This window comes from Pantoea sp. S18 (genome assembly GCF_045689705.1).
GTDB lineage: Bacteria > Pseudomonadota > Gammaproteobacteria > Enterobacterales > Enterobacteriaceae > Pantoea > Pantoea symbiotica.
Map to the genome: position 1 here is coordinate 1,617,660 of NZ_CP142688.1, position 14,301 is coordinate 1,631,960.

Annotated in this window: 14 protein-coding genes; all 14 read left to right on the forward strand. The window is 60.0% G+C overall.

Going from position 1 to position 14,301, the window contains the following annotated elements; genetic code table 11:
• Window positions 1-10 precede the first annotated feature (10 nt).
• The 14 genes from VIJ98_RS07435 to VIJ98_RS07500 all read left to right on the forward strand — a co-directional run bounded on the left by VIJ98_RS07435 (window position 11) and on the right by VIJ98_RS07500 (window position 14,030).
• Window positions 11-265, forward strand: a complete 255-nt coding sequence (locus VIJ98_RS07435) for an acyl carrier protein (protein WP_008102294.1) — start codon at window positions 11-13, stop codon at window positions 263-265.
• 4 nt (window positions 266-269) lie between these two features.
• Window positions 270-824 (forward strand): hypothetical protein, encoded by a 555-nt coding sequence (locus VIJ98_RS07440; RefSeq protein ID WP_323273118.1) that lies wholly within the window; start codon window positions 270-272, stop codon window positions 822-824.
• Complete coding sequence (locus tag VIJ98_RS07445; protein ID WP_323273119.1) at window positions 821-2,149, forward strand: AMP-binding protein; 1,329 nt, start codon at window positions 821-823, stop codon at window positions 2,147-2,149. The genes VIJ98_RS07440 and VIJ98_RS07445 overlap by 4 nt, the downstream gene beginning before the upstream one ends.
• Window positions 2,136-2,483: a hydroxymyristoyl-ACP dehydratase gene (locus VIJ98_RS07450; protein ID WP_258144905.1), complete on the forward strand. Its 348-nt coding sequence runs from the start codon at window positions 2,136-2,138 to the stop codon at window positions 2,481-2,483. The genes VIJ98_RS07445 and VIJ98_RS07450 overlap by 14 nt, the downstream gene beginning before the upstream one ends.
• A gap of 11 nt (window positions 2,484-2,494) precedes the next feature.
• A complete protein-coding gene (locus VIJ98_RS07455; RefSeq protein ID WP_407330295.1) occupies window positions 2,495-4,171 on the forward strand; it encodes a glycosyltransferase in 1,677 nt (558 codons plus the stop codon).
• A complete protein-coding gene (locus VIJ98_RS07460; protein ID WP_154181470.1) occupies window positions 4,164-4,580 on the forward strand; it encodes a thioesterase family protein in 417 nt (138 codons plus the stop codon). Before VIJ98_RS07455 ends, VIJ98_RS07460 begins: the two co-directional genes overlap by 8 nt.
• Window positions 4,577-5,188: an outer membrane lipoprotein carrier protein LolA gene (locus VIJ98_RS07465; protein WP_323273125.1), complete on the forward strand. Its 612-nt coding sequence runs from the start codon at window positions 4,577-4,579 to the stop codon at window positions 5,186-5,188. Before VIJ98_RS07460 ends, VIJ98_RS07465 begins: the two co-directional genes overlap by 4 nt.
• The gene (locus VIJ98_RS07470; protein WP_323273127.1) at window positions 5,154-7,475 is read left to right on the forward strand and encodes an MMPL family transporter; all 2,322 of its coding nucleotides are present in this window, start codon (window positions 5,154-5,156) and stop codon (window positions 7,473-7,475) included. Before VIJ98_RS07465 ends, VIJ98_RS07470 begins: the two co-directional genes overlap by 35 nt.
• Window positions 7,472-8,044 carry a DUF3261 domain-containing protein gene (locus VIJ98_RS07475; protein WP_154192213.1) on the forward strand — a complete coding sequence of 191 codons (573 nt, stop codon included), beginning with the start codon at window positions 7,472-7,474 and terminating at the stop codon, window positions 8,042-8,044. The genes VIJ98_RS07470 and VIJ98_RS07475 overlap by 4 nt, the downstream gene beginning before the upstream one ends.
• A complete protein-coding gene (locus VIJ98_RS07480) occupies window positions 8,041-9,198 on the forward strand; it encodes a beta-ketoacyl-[acyl-carrier-protein] synthase family protein (protein WP_323273129.1) in 1,158 nt (385 codons plus the stop codon). Before VIJ98_RS07475 ends, VIJ98_RS07480 begins: the two co-directional genes overlap by 4 nt.
• Window positions 9,191-9,664, forward strand: coding sequence for a 3-hydroxy-fatty acyl-ACP dehydratase (locus tag VIJ98_RS07485; RefSeq protein ID WP_323273131.1), 474 nt, complete (start codon window positions 9,191-9,193; stop codon window positions 9,662-9,664). Before VIJ98_RS07480 ends, VIJ98_RS07485 begins: the two co-directional genes overlap by 8 nt.
• The gene (locus VIJ98_RS07490; RefSeq protein ID WP_323273133.1) at window positions 9,661-10,392 is read left to right on the forward strand and encodes a 3-ketoacyl-ACP reductase FabG2; all 732 of its coding nucleotides are present in this window, start codon (window positions 9,661-9,663) and stop codon (window positions 10,390-10,392) included. The genes VIJ98_RS07485 and VIJ98_RS07490 overlap by 4 nt, the downstream gene beginning before the upstream one ends.
• On the forward strand, window positions 10,389-11,624 hold the full coding sequence (locus VIJ98_RS07495) for a beta-ketoacyl-ACP synthase (RefSeq protein WP_323273135.1): 1,236 nt from the start codon (window positions 10,389-10,391) through the stop codon (window positions 11,622-11,624). The genes VIJ98_RS07490 and VIJ98_RS07495 overlap by 4 nt, the downstream gene beginning before the upstream one ends.
• Window positions 11,625-11,828: 204 nt before the next feature.
• Complete coding sequence (locus VIJ98_RS07500) at window positions 11,829-14,030, forward strand: TonB-dependent siderophore receptor (protein WP_323273137.1); 2,202 nt, start codon at window positions 11,829-11,831, stop codon at window positions 14,028-14,030.
• Window positions 14,031-14,301: the final 271 nt, after the last annotated feature.

The window sequence follows — 14,301 nt, forward strand, 5'->3', positions numbered from 1 at the left end:
AACAGCCAACATGATGAACAAAAACGAAATTTACCAGGAAGTGGCTTCGCTGCTCACCTCGCTGTTTGAAATTGAGCCGGAGGATATTCGTCCGGACGCTCGCCTGTATGAAGACCTCGAGCTGGATAGCATCGATGCGGTGGATATGGTGGTGCATCTGCAAAAACGTACCGGCCGCAAAATCAAACCGGAAACCTTCCGCGCGGTGCGTACCGTGCAGGACGTGGTGGATGCCGTCGACCAACTGATGCGCGACGAAGCCTGATCGTATGCTGCTGCGGCTGCTAAACGGCGTGGCGCTACTGGCGTGGCCGTTTCTGGTGTGGTTAACCATCACCCAGCCACAGTGGCGCGGCGTGACGGCTCTGCTGGCGCTGCTGTTTGTGCTGCGCGTCTGGACGCTGCGCCGTGCCGCCGGGCCGATGGCGCGCGTGATGTTGCTGCTGGCGCTGGTCGGCAGCGCGTTATGCCTCGCCAGCCTGCTGCTGCGATCGCAACATCTGCTGCTGTGGTATCCGCTGGTGGTCAATGCGCTGATGCTGCTGCTGTTTGGCGCGTCGCTGTGGAGCCCAATGCCGCTGGTGGAGCGGCTGGCGCGGCTGCGCGAACCGGATCTGCCACCGCGCGCGGTGCGTTATACCCGCCGCGTGACGCAAGTGTGGTGCGGCTTTTTCGTCTTCAATGGCAGCGTGGCATTGCTCACCTGCCTGCTCAATGATGTCACGCTTTGGACACTCTGGAATGGGTGCATCAGCTATTTGCTGATGGGCACGCTGATGGGCGGCGAATGGCTGCTGCGTCAGCGCATAAGGAAACAGGCATGAACCTACATAGCCTTCGCGACTGGCTCAGCGCGCCGGATCGCATTGTGGCCTGGCACGGCCAACAGCAATATACGCTGCACACTTTGCGTCAGCAGGTGCAGGCGCTGGTTGATCGGCTACAAAATCAGCCCGGCCAATATTGGGCGCTGTGTTTTGACAACAGTTATGCGTTTACTGCCGCGCTGCTGGCGCTGTGGCACGCCGGTAAAACGCCGGTGATCCCCGGACACTGTCGCGCGGCCCAGCTGGAAGAGATGGCCGACAGCCTCGATGGTGTGATCAGCGATATGCCGTTGGCGGTCTCGCTGCCGCAGCTGCGCTGGGACGGCGCGCTGGCGAGCGACGCGTTACCGCCGATCGCCACCGACGCCACGCTGGTGCTGTTTACGTCCGGTTCGACCGGCACGCCGCGTCGCGTGGTGAAATCGCTGCGCGCGCTGGATCTCGAAGCCCACTGGCTCAACACCTTGTGGGGCGCACGCTTACGTGATTGCCATGTGATTGCCTCCGTCAGCCATCAACATCTGTATGGCCTGAGTTTTCGTATCGTGCTGCCGATGGCGCTGGGTGTACCCTTTGCCGCGCAGCAAATTTTCTACAGCGAACAGCTGGCCGATCAATCACCCGATCGTCGCTACGCGTTCATCAGCAGCCCGGCGTTTTTACGGCGTCTCGATCCGGCGTTAGCCGGGCCGCGCTGTGAGCTGATCGTCTCCGCCGGTGGCGCATTGCCGTGGACGGCGGCGCAGCATGCGCAACAGGCGCTAAGCTGCACGGTTGATGAAATTTATGGCAGCACTGAAACCGGCGTGATTGGCTGGCGCTGCGCCCGCGAGGAGAACGCGCTGTGGCACTGTTTCCCGCAAATTACCCTGCGTGAGCAGGAAGCCGGACGCTGGCGGGTGTTTTCCGCTTTGCTGGAAACCGATGCCGGTTGCGCGCTCGACGATCGTATCGTGCAGCAGCCGTCCGGGCAGTTTCAGCTGGCGGGGCGTCAGGATCGCGTGGTGAAGATTGAAGATAAGCGCGTCTCGCTAAGTGAAATTGAACGCCGCCTGCTGGCGCTGCCCGGCGTGGACGATGCCGCCGCGCTGGCGATTCAGCGTCACGGTCGTCACGCGATTGGCGTGGTGCTGGCGCTGCCTGAGATGCTGGATGCGGCGACGCTGCATCAGCTAAAAATTGAGTGGAAACGCGCGCTGCAACCCTGGCTGGAGCCGGTGGCGATGCCGCGCTACTGGCGCGTGGTGACAACCATTCCTGTCACCGCACAGAGTAAACGCGCCTGGCCACAAATTGAGGAGTTGTTTGATGTTGCCGGTTGAACTGCATGCCGAACAGCAGAGCGATGCACTGACATTGCGCCTGCACGTTGCCGCCGATCTGTTTTGGTTTCGCGGCCATTTCCCGACGCTGCCGATTTTGCCCGGCGTAGCTCAGCTCGACTGGGCGCTGCATTACGGCCTGACGCGTTTAGCTGTCGGGAAATCCTTTGCCGCCATCGACAATATCAAGTTTCAGCAGCCGGTGCCGCCGGATGCTGAACTGCAATTACAGCTGCAGTGGCAGGCAGAAAAATCGCTGCTCAGTTTCAGCTACAGCCTGATCAACGGCGACGTGGCAACGATCGCCAGCAGCGGGAAGATCCGCCTGTGTTAAGCCCTGACTTCATGCCTTGCGTATTAATTCCCTGCTATAACCACGGCGCGATGCTAGCGTCGGTGCTGGCGCGGCTGGCACCGTTCAACTTGCCGGTGATTCTGGTGGATGACGGCAGCGATGCCAGCACCAAACAGCAGATTGCAGCGCTGGATGCGCCACAGTTGCAGGTGCTGACGCTGCCGCATAATCAGGGCAAAGGCGCTGCGGTGATTGCCGGTATGCGCGCGGCGGCGGCGGCGGGTTTCAGCCATGCGCTGCAGCTCGATGCCGATGGACAACATCAGGTGGAAGACACGCCGCGTATGTTAGCCGAAGCGCAGCGTTATCCGCACTGCCTGATCTCCGGTCAGCCGCTTTACGACGCTTCGATTCCCAAATCGCGCCTGTATGGTCGCTACATCACCCATTTCTGGGTGTGGGTGGAAACGCTGTCGTTTTCGCTGAAAGACAGCATGTGCGGCTTCCGCGTCTATCCGCTCGCACCGTCGCTGGCATTGTGCGATCGCCGCCCGATTGGGCAGCGCATGGATTTCGACACCGAAATCATGGTGCGCCTCTATTGGCAGGGCACGCCGAGCCGTTTTATCACCACGCGCGTGACCTATCCGGCCAGCGGCGTGTCGCACTTTGACGCGCTGCGTGACAACCTGCGCATCTCGTGGATGCACACACGGCTGTTCTTCGGCATGTTGCCGCGCATCCCGCAATTGCTGCGTCAGCGTGGCGATGCGCAGCACTGGTCGGCGACGCCGGAACGGCGCGGTCAGAGCGGTTTACGCTTTATGCTGTGGCTCTATCGGCGTGCCGGGCGCTTACCTTTTATCTTGCTGCTGTGGCCAGTGGTGGCGGTTTACTGGCTAACCGGACGCACCGCACGCGCCGCCTCGCAGCAGTGGCTGACGCGGGTGCAGGCGGTGGCGCAACAGCAGAACATCGCGCTGCCTGCGCCGCTCAACAGCTATCGTCACTTTCTGCGTTTCGGCTACAGCATGCTGGATAAAGTCGCCAGCTGGCGCGGCGATCTGCAATGGGGACGAGATATCGATTTCGCGCCCGGTGCTGAAGCCACCATTCGCGCCGCCGAAGGCAAAGGTCATTTGATTCTCGCCTCGCATCTCGGTGATATCGAAGCCTGCCGCGCGATGGCCAAACAGGTCAGCGGATTGGTGATTAACGCGCTGGTGTTTACCGACAATGCGCAGCGCTTCCGCGAGGTGCTGGAGAGCATTGCGCCACAGGCGGGCGTGAATCTGATGCCGGTCACCGATATCGGCCCGGAAACCGCCATTCTGCTGCAGCAAAAACTGGATGCCGGTGAATGGGTGGCGATTGTTGGCGATCGCACCGCCGTGCATCGCCAGCGTGGCGGCGAGCGTCGCGTAGTGTGGAGCGAATTTATGGGCCAGCGTGCACCGTTTCCGCAGGGACCGTTTGTGCTGGCGGCGGCGTTGCGTTGTCCAGTGCTGCTGATGTTTGCCCTGCGTGAACAGGGCCGGTTGCGAGTGCATTGCGAAGCCTTCGCCGATCCGCTCTCGCTGCCGCGTGCGCAGCGCCAGCAGGCGTTACAAGCCACGGTCGATCGCTACGCCGAACGGTTACAACAGCACGCGCTGATGGCGCCGCTGGACTGGTTTAACTTTTATGATTTCTGGACGTTGCCCGAGGAGAAAACCCGCGATGAGTGAAAGCAACTACCGCGCTGAGGTGGACATTACCGTGTCGTTTCACGACTGCGATCCGATGGGCGTGGTGTGGCACGGCAACTATTTCCGCTTCTTTGAAGTGGCGCGCGAAGCCTTGCTGCGCAGCGTCAATTACAGCTACGGCGAAATGGCCGCCAGCGGCTACGTCTGGCCGGTGGTGGATACCCACGTGAAATACCGCCAGCCGCTGCGCTGCGAAGAGGTGGTGCGCGTCGCCGCCAGTATCAGCGAATACGAAAACCGTTTGCGCATCGATTACGTGATCCGCAATGCGGCGGGGCAGGTGACCACCAAAGCACACACGCTGCAGGTGGCGGTGCATGCGGCCACGCAGGAGATGTGTTTTGTCTCGCCCGATATTCTGTTTGAACGCCTGGGAGTGAAACCGTGATCAGAATCCTTTGTCTGCTGTTGCTGGTGATCTGTGCCAACGCCAGCGCGGTCACGCTTGAGCAGCTGCAACAGCGCTTCGCCAGTCAACCGGTGATCCGCGCCAATTTTGTTCAGGTGCGCACCATTGCTGGCATGGCGCAGCCGCTGGTGTCACGCGGTCAGCTATTGATCGCCCAGCAGCAGGGTTTGTGGTGGCAGCAAGCCACGCCGTTCCCGCTGATGCTGATCCTCGATGACAAGCGCATGGTGCAAAGCATGAGCGGCCAGCCGCCGCAGGTGATCACCGCCGACAGCAATCCGCAGATGTTCCAGTTCAACCATCTGTTACGCGCGTTGTTCCAGGCGGATGAAAAGGTACTGCGCGAGAACTTTGAGCTCGATTTCCACGATCAGGGCAACAACCGCTGGCAGCTTGGCCTGACGCCGAAAGCCGCGCCGTTGAATAAGATCTTTAACCGTATCGATCTGCAGGGCGAAGCGTTCCTCAACCGCATCACGCTGGATGACAAGCAGGGCGATAAAACCGAGATCACGCTGAGCGATACCCGCACCGAACCTAAACAGTTAACCGATGAAGAGCGAGCCCGTTTTGCCCCAGCGCAGTGAGAAAACCGTTGCGCTGCTGTGGCTGGCGGTATGCCTGACGTTAGCGCTGGCGCTGGCGGTGTTGCTGCCGCGCAGCCAGCTGAACAGCAGCGTGCTGGCGTTATTGCCGCAGCAGAACCTCGGCCAGGCACCGGCGGAGTTCCAGCACGGCTTTATGCAGCGCCTCGATCGTCAGCTGGTGTGGCTGGTGAGCGCCAACAATCAAGACGGCGATGCGGTCGCGGCATGGTGGCAAGCGCAGCTGCAAGCTTTGCCGATGCTGAAACAGGTGAGCGGCGCGCTGGATGACGATCAAATGCAGCGCTGGGGCACCTATGCGTTTCAGCATCGCAACGGTTTGATCGATGCGGCCACGCGCGCACGCTTGCAGAACGGCGGCGGCGCGCAGGCTGACTGGATTCTGGCGCAGCTTTTCTCGGCCTTCGCGGGCGTCGGCAGCAAAGAGATCGGCAACGATCCGCTGCTGCTGGTGCGCGGCGCACAGCTGGCGATGCAGCAGAGTGCCAACAAAATGCTGCTGCATAACGGCTGGCTGACGGTCAACGATGCGCAGCAGCGCCGCTGGTATTTCCTGCACGGCGAACTGGCAAGCAATGCTTTCAGTATCAAAGAGAGCCATCAGCTGGTGACCGCGCTCAATCAGCTGGAGCAGCAGCTGAAAACCCGCTGGCCGGATGCGCAACTGCTGACGCGTGGCACGGTGCTGTTTAGCGACGATGCCAGCCAGCGCGCGCAGCATGATGTCGAAACCCTCGGTAGTGCGACATTAGCGGGATTGCTGCTGCTGGTGTGGCTGGTGTTCCGTTCGTTGCGACCGCTGGCGCTGTGCGCACTGTCGGTGGCGATTGGCGCGATGGCGGGCACGGTGCTAACGCTGCTGTGTTTTGGTGAGCTGCATCTGACAACGTTAGTGATGAGCCTCAGCATTGTCGGTATCTCGGCCGATTATACGCTCTACTACCTGACGGAACGCATGGTGCACGGCGAGCAGGCCACGCCGTGGCAAAGCTTGCATAAGGTGCGCGGCACGCTGCTGCTGGCGCTCGGCACCACAGCGATTGCCTGGCTGCTGATGCTGCTGGCACCGTTCCCCGGCTTGCGCCAACTGGCGGTGTTTGCTGCCAGCGGATTGAGCGCTTCCTGCCTGACGGTGATCTGTTTTTATCCGTGGCTGGTGCGCGGTTTACCGGTGCGACCCATTCCGGCAATGGTGTGGCTGGCGCGCTGGCTGGCCGCGTGGCGGCGCAATAACTGGCTGAAGCGCGGCTTACCGGCGCTGGTGGCGATCTATGCGCTGAGCGGCATGCTGCAACTCAAGGTCGATGATGATATTGCGCATCTGCAAAGCGCACCGGCGAAACTGTTAGCGCAGGATCGTCAGCTGGCGCAGTTGACCGGTCAGCAGGCCGATCAAACCTGGTTTGTGGTGTGGGGCGAGGATGAACAGCAAGCGCTGCAGCGGCTGAGCGCGCTGGCACCAAAGCTGCAGCAGGCGCAGCAGCAAGGCTGGTTTGCGAGTTATCGCGTGCTGCCGCTCAGTTCGCTGGCGCAGCAGCAGCAGGATGTGGCGCTGCTACAGCAGGCCGCGCCCACCATTCTGCAACGATTGAAGCAGGCGGGCATCACGGTAGCGAATGCCAATCTCAACGCCATGCCGGTGACCGCCGCCGACTGGCTGGCGAGCCCGCTGAGTGAAGGCTGGCGGCTGCTGTGGTTGTCGCTGCCGGACGGACGCAGCAGCGTGCTGGTGCCGATCGGCGGCGTTAAAAACAGTGCCGCGCTGCAGCAGCTGGCATCTCAGCAGGCGGGCGTCAGCTGGGTCGATCGCAAGGCCAGCTATGATGAACTGTTCCGCTTCTGGCGCACGCTGCTGAGCGGATTGCTGGCGCTGGCGTTATTGCTGATTACCGCCAGCTACATGCTGCGACTGGGCGTGAAAGCCGGCATGCGCAGTGCGCTGCCGTCGTGGCTGTCGCTGGCGGCGGCGCTGGCGACCTTGGGCTGGATCGGCGCGAGCCTCAATCTGTTTGCCTTGCTGGCGCTGATTCTGGTGCTGGGCATCGGCATTAATTACACGCTGTTCTTCAGCAATCCGCGCGGCACGCCGTTAACCTCAATGCTGGCGGTGACGCTGGCGATGATGACCACGCTGTTAACGCTCGGCATGCTGGTGTTCAGCAGCACCGCCGCTATCAGCGGTTTTGGTACCGTGCTGTGCAGCGGGATTTTTTGTGCATTCTTGCTGGCGCCGCTGGCGCTGGCTCCGGGGAAAAGGAAGCAACGATGAAAATGGGCATTTTGCTGCTGTTGAGCCTGCTGGTAAGCGGCTGCGCGCAGCATCAGAGCGATCTCAATCGGCCGAGCGCGTGGCTGAAACCGGGCGTGCGCGTCACGCTGCCAGCGCCGGGCATTTCGCCAGCGTTTCAGCAGCAGCAGTTGCTGACCGGCCACGCCAAAGGCAAAACCCAGTCGCTGCTGGTGCTGCTGAGCGCTGATTCGCAACAGCTGAGCCTCGCCGGTTTGTCATCGCTTGGCATTCGCCTGTTCCGCGTCACCTATGATAAAAACGGCATTCACACGCAGCAGATGATGGCGCTGCCGGAAATGCCGCCCGCCAGTCAGGTGCTGGCGGATGTAATGCTCAGCCACTGGCCGATCAGCGCGTGGCAGCCGCAGTTGCCGCGTGGCTGGACGTTAACCGACATCGACGATCGTCGCGAGCTGCGCGATCCGTCCGGCAAGGTGGTGACGCTGATTCGCTATCTGCAGCGCGGCGAGTTGCGTGAGCCTATCAGCATCGATCAACGTGCTTTTGGCTATCAGATTCAAATCCAACATCTGGATGCCTCATCATGATCTACATCTCCGCTTTTGGCATGGTGAACGCGCTGGGCAATAACCTGGCGCAGATTACCGCGCAGCTGCAAGCCGGTGAAGCGCCGGGCATGCAGCTGCGCGACGGCTGGCTGCAAGACGGCAAACGCTGCTGGCTGGGCGAAGTGCAGGGCGCGTTGCCGCTGATTCCTGCCGCGCTGGCGGCGCATAACACCCGCAATAATCAGCTGCTGCAGGCCGCGCTGGCGCAGATACGTCCGGCAGTGGATGCGGCCATCGCACAATATGGCCGCGATCGCGTGGCGATTGTGCTCGGCACCAGCACCTCCGGCGTCGATGAAGGCGATCGTCAGGTGGATGACGCATTGCCGGGCTACGATTACCGCATGCAGGAGCTTGGCGATCCGTCGCGCTTCCTGGCACACTATTTAGAACTGGATGGTCCGGCTTACACCATTTCGACTGCCTGCTCCTCCAGTGCTCGCGCGATCATCAGCGGCCAACGTTTGATTGATGCCGGATTAGCGGACGTGGCGCTGGTGGGCGGCGCGGATTCGCTGAGCCGCATGCCGATTAACGGTTTCGCCAGCCTGGATTCGCTCTCTGAAGGTCACTGCGCGCCCTTTAGCGCCGATCGCGACGGCATTTCGATTGGTGAGGCCGCCGCGCTGCTACTGTTGACGCGCGAGCAGCAGCCGCTGGCGCTGCTCGGTTGTGGTGAATCCTCGGACGCATGGCACATGTCGGCACCGCATCCTGAAGGCGTCGGTGCCGAGCGCGCTATGCGGATGGCGCTGCAACAGGCGGGTTTACAACCGCAGGATGTCGGTTATATCAACCTGCACGGCACCGCCACGCCGTTGAACGATCAGGTGGAATCGGCGGTGATTCATCGCCTGTTTGGCGATAGCGTGCCGTGCAGCTCAACCAAACACCTTACCGGCCACACGCTGGGCGCGGCGGGCGCGACCGAAGCGGCTTTGGCTGCACTGATTCTGCAGCACAATCTGCCGCTGCCGCCGCAGGATTTCTCGCAGGTGGCACGCGATACTTCGCTGCCAGAATGCGGTTTGATCACCGCGTCACAGCCGCTTGTGCGTACGGTGATTGCTTCAAATTCGTTTGCTTTTGGCGGGAACAATACCTGCCTGATTGTAGGAAAGCCTCATGAGTGATTTTCTGCCGGTTGATGCCTATCTGCCGCATCGCGCGCCGATGCTGCTGCTGGATCGCGTCATCCAGGTGACGGACGACAGTGTGATCTGCGAAGTCAGCATCAACGCAACGGGCGTGCTGGCGCCGTTTCTCACGCCGCAGGGCGATTTGCCGGCGTGGTACGGCGTGGAGATCATGGCGCAGACCGTTGGCGTCTGGTCGGGATTTCATGCGCGTCAGCGCGGCGACAGTGAGATTCGTCCCGGCATGCTGCTTGGCGGACGCGGCTATCGTGCCAGCAGCGCCGCTTTCGCCGCCAACAGCACGCTGTGCGTTGAAATGCGCCTGCTGATGCGCGACGACCGGTTGGGCAGCTTCGAAGGGGAAATCCGCTGCGGTGAGGCGATCATCGCCAGTGGGCGGCTGAATACTTATCAGCCCAATGAACACGAGTTAATTCAATTGCAACAAGGAATTCAGCCATGACACGCAGCGTTTTAGTGACCGGCGCAAGTAAAGGAATTGGCCGCGCGATTGCACAGCGTCTGGCGCAGGATGGCTTTGAGATTGTGGTGCATTTTCACCGCGACAGCGCCGGTGCAGCGCACACGCTGGCAGAGATTGTAGCGGCGGGCGGATGTGGACGCACCTTGCAGTTTGACGTGGCGCAGCGCGAGGCAACACGCAGCGCACTTGAACAGGATATCGCCGCGCACGGCGCCTATTACGGCGTAGTGAGCAATGCGGGCATCACGCGCGATGCGGCGTTTCCGGCGCTGACCGATGATGAGTGGGACAGCGTGATCCACACCAATCTCGACAGCTTCTACAACGTGATTCATCCGTGCGTGATGCCAATGATTGGCCTGCGCAAGGGCGGACGTATTATTACGCTCTCTTCGGTATCGGGGATCATGGGCAATCGCGGCCAGGTCAACTACAGCGCGGCCAAAGCGGGCATCATCGGTGCCACCAAAGCGCTGGCGATTGAGCTGGCGAAACGCAAAATTACCGTGAACTGCATCGCCCCCGGCTTGATTGATACCGGCATGACAGATCTTGAGCCGCTGGTGATTGATGAAGCAATGAAGCTGATTCCGATGAAGCGCATGGGCGCGGCAGATGAAGTTGCCGGATTGGCCAGCTACTTAATGTCGGACATCGCGGGCTACGTCACGCGTCAGGTGATTTCAATCAATGGAGGTATGCTGTGATTCAGCGTGTAGTGGTAACCGGCATGGGCGGCGTGACCGCCTTTGGTGAGAGCTGGAGCGCGGTGGCTGAGCGGATCAGGCAGGGCAAAAATGCGGTGCGTCATATGCCGGAATGGCAGGTTTACGACGGCTTGCACACGCTGCTCGGCGCGCCGGTGGACGACTTCACGCCGCCCGCGCATTACACGCGCAAACGCATTCGCTCGATGGGCCGCGTTTCACTGATGGCAACGCGCGCGACCGAACTCGCGCTGGAACAGGCCGGTTTGATCGACCATCCGGTGCTGACCAACGGTGAAACCGGCATTGCCTACGGTTCCTCAACCGGCAGCACCGGACCGGTGAGTGAGTTCGCTACCATGCTGACGGAAAAGCACACCAACAACATCACCGGTACCACTTACGTGCAGATGATGCCGCACACCACCGCCGTCAATGCGGGCCTGTTTTTCGGCCTGCGCGGCCGCGTGATCCCGACGTCCAGCGCCTGTACTTCGGGCAGCCAGGCGATTGGTTATGCGTGGGAAGCGATTCGCCACGGTTATCAAACCGTGATGGTGGCGGGTGGTGCAGAAGAGTTGTGTCCATCCGAAGCGGCGGTGTTTGATACGCTGTTTGCCACCAGCCAGCGTAACGACGCGCCGCACACCTCGCCCGCGCCGTTTGACCAGCAGCGCGACGGTTTAGTGATTGGCGAAGGCGCTGGCACTTTGATTCTCGAATCGCTGGAACATGCGCAGGCGCGCGGAGCCACCATTTACGCGGAGCTGGTGGGTTTTCACACCAACTGCGACGCCGCGCATATTACCCAGCCGCAGCGGGAAACCATGCAGATTTGTATCGAGCGTGCGCTGAAAACCGCCGGTGTCACGGCGCAGCAGATTGGCTACATCAACGCCCACGGCACCGCCACCGATCGCGGCGATATCGCCGAAAGCCAAGCCACCGCGGCGATTTATGGCAACCGCACGCCAATCTCTTCGCTGAAAAGCTACTTTGGTCATACGCTGGGCGCCTGCGGGGCGCTGGAAGCCTGGATGAGCATTGAGATGATGCGCGAAGGCTGGTTTGCGCCGACGCTGAATCTGTCTCAACCGGCAGCGGAATGCGGTGAACTTGATTACATCATCGGCGAAGAGCGCCAGATTGAGACCGACTACATCCAATCCAATAATTTCGCGTTTGGCGGTATTAATACCTCGTTGGTGTTTAAACGCTGGCGCGAGGCCTGATAGCAGGTCGCCATGAATGGCGACCCTACATCAAAGATCGCCTACAAAACCCGTCGTAGGGTCGCCATTTATGGCGACCTGTTGCACCACCTCTCCATAATGTGAACGCAGAAAGTAGGATTTTTCTTGCTTTCAGGCAACGACTGCGCATAATCGCAAACCGCAATAATAATGATTATCACTTCGTTTGCATTAGGGGATCCCATGCGCGCTATGCCTTTCAATCCCGGACTGAAACCGACGCTGTTGGCCGTTATGGTCAGCGCCGGTTGTTTGCCAGTGATGGCTGCTACCACCAACACCACAACTCAAACCAACGCGAAAAACGAGCAGCAGACGCTGACCGTGACCGCGACACCACAAACCGATTTCAAACCAGGCGGCGACGATCTGGTACCGGCGTTCCTTGATGGCCAGGTTGCGCACGGCGGCCGTCTTGGCATGCTGGGTGAGCAAAACGCCATGGACGTGCCGTTCAACGTCATCGGTTTTACCTCGAAAATGATTCAGGACCAACAGGCGCAAACCATCGGTGATGTGGTGCGCAACGATGCTGGCGTGCAGAATCTGAAAGGCTACGGCAACTTTGCCGAGAGCTATCGCATCCGTGGTTTCAAGCTGGACGGCGATGCCATGACCTACGGCGGCCTGGCCGGTATCGTGCCGCGTCAGGTGATGGATGCCTCGCTGATTGATCGCGTGGAAATCTTCAAAGGCGCTAACGCCTTGCTGAACGGTTCGGCGGAAAGCGGCGTCGGCGGCATGATTAACCTTGAGCCGAAACATGCCGATGACACGCCGCTGACACGTATTGGCGTAGATTACACTTCCGGTTCACAAGTGGGCGGCACTGCCGATATTGGGCGTCGTTTTGGCGACAATAACCAGTTTGGCGTGCGTCTGAACGCGGTTAACCGTGAAGGCGGCACGGAGGTGGATGGCGAGAAGAAACGCACCACTGCTGCGTCACTCGGCCTGGATTATCGTGGCGATCGTCTGCGTACGTCGCTCGACGTCGGCTACCAGAAAAAGACCTTCCACGATGCGCGTAACGGCATCAACATCAGCGGCATCGATTTCATTCCTGATGTGCCGTCCAACTCGAAAAACTACAGCCAGAATTGGGTGTTCAGCGATATCGAGTCGGAGTTTGGTCTGGCGAAAGCCGAATACGATCTCACCGATCAGTGGACCGCCTATGCGGGCCTCGGCGCGCAGCACACCCATGAAGTGGGCAACTACGGCATTCCGAAGATCCTCGATAGCGCCGGTAACGCCACCATTGGCCGCTTCCGTACCAATCGCGTGCAGGACAACATGAGCGGCATGGTTGGCCTGCGTGGTGATTTCACCACCGGTCCGGTGACGCACAAAGTGAACTTCGGCTATTCGGCGATGACCGCGAATGCGAAAAACAGCTATCGCATGTCGTCGGGCAACGATGCCAACGTGAACATTTATAATCCGCAGGATGTGGCCGAACCGGATAGCGTGTTTGCCGGTGGCGCTAAGTTCAGCGATCCACTGACCACGTACCGTTCACGCTCGCAGGGCTACCTGCTGAGCGATACGCTGGGCTTCTTTGATGACACCTTGCTGGCAACCGTCGGCGCGCGTCATCAGAAAGTGGTGGTGCGTAACTACGGTTATGACGGCGCAGAAGATACCGCGACACGTTTTGACAGCAGCCGCTGGTTGCCAGCGTACGGTTTGCTATATAAAGCCACGCAAAATATCTCGCTGTATGCCAACCATACCGAATCGCTGACGCCGGGCACCGCCGCACCGTTTACCGCCACTAACTACGGTAGCGTTACCGGTATCGTGCATGCGAAGCAGAACGAAGTGGGTGTGAAAGCGGACTTTGGTCGCGTTGGCGGATCGCTGGCGCTGTTTGAAATCAAACAGCCGGTTGGCGTCCTGAACAATTCGGTTTACCAACTGAATGGCGAGCAGCGTAACCGTGGCGTGGAGCTGAACGTATTCGGTGAGCCGGTGCTGGGTCTGCGTCTCAATAGCAGCGCCACCTGGATCGATCCGAATATGACCAAAACCGGAGACAGCGATCAGGATGGCAAAAACGCCATCGGCGTTCCGCGCTTCACTGCGGCGCTGGGTGCGGAGTATGACATCAAGCCAGTTGATGGTTTGACTGCCACGGCATTGCTGAACTACACCGGCTCGCAATACGCTGATCTGGCAAACAACATGAAACTGGATGATTACACCACGCTGGATTTGGGTCTGCGTTACCGCATGAAGGTTAACCAGAACGATATGGTGTGGCGCGTGGGCGTGGATAACGTCACCAATGAGAAATATTGGGCCAACGTCGATGACAGCGGCACCTATTTGTCTCAGGGTGAACCGCGCACGGTGAAGGTTTCACTGAGCTACGATTTCTAATCTGTTCTCACGGGGCGCTTGCGCCCCGTTATTTTCTCCGCCAGAAATAATCCTGTAACTTAGAGCACATTGCATTACACTCTGAGCGGCAATCCTGCACGAAAACTCGCCTTTATTTTTGAGTCATCATGAGTTCACCTGCACCACCAGACGACCACGACGAACCTTATCGGCAGCCGCTCGACGACGCGCTCTTCGCTATTGTGGTACTTGCAGTCACTTCGGTTACGCTTATAATCTTCGTCCTGATGATTACGCTGTGGATGAGTTA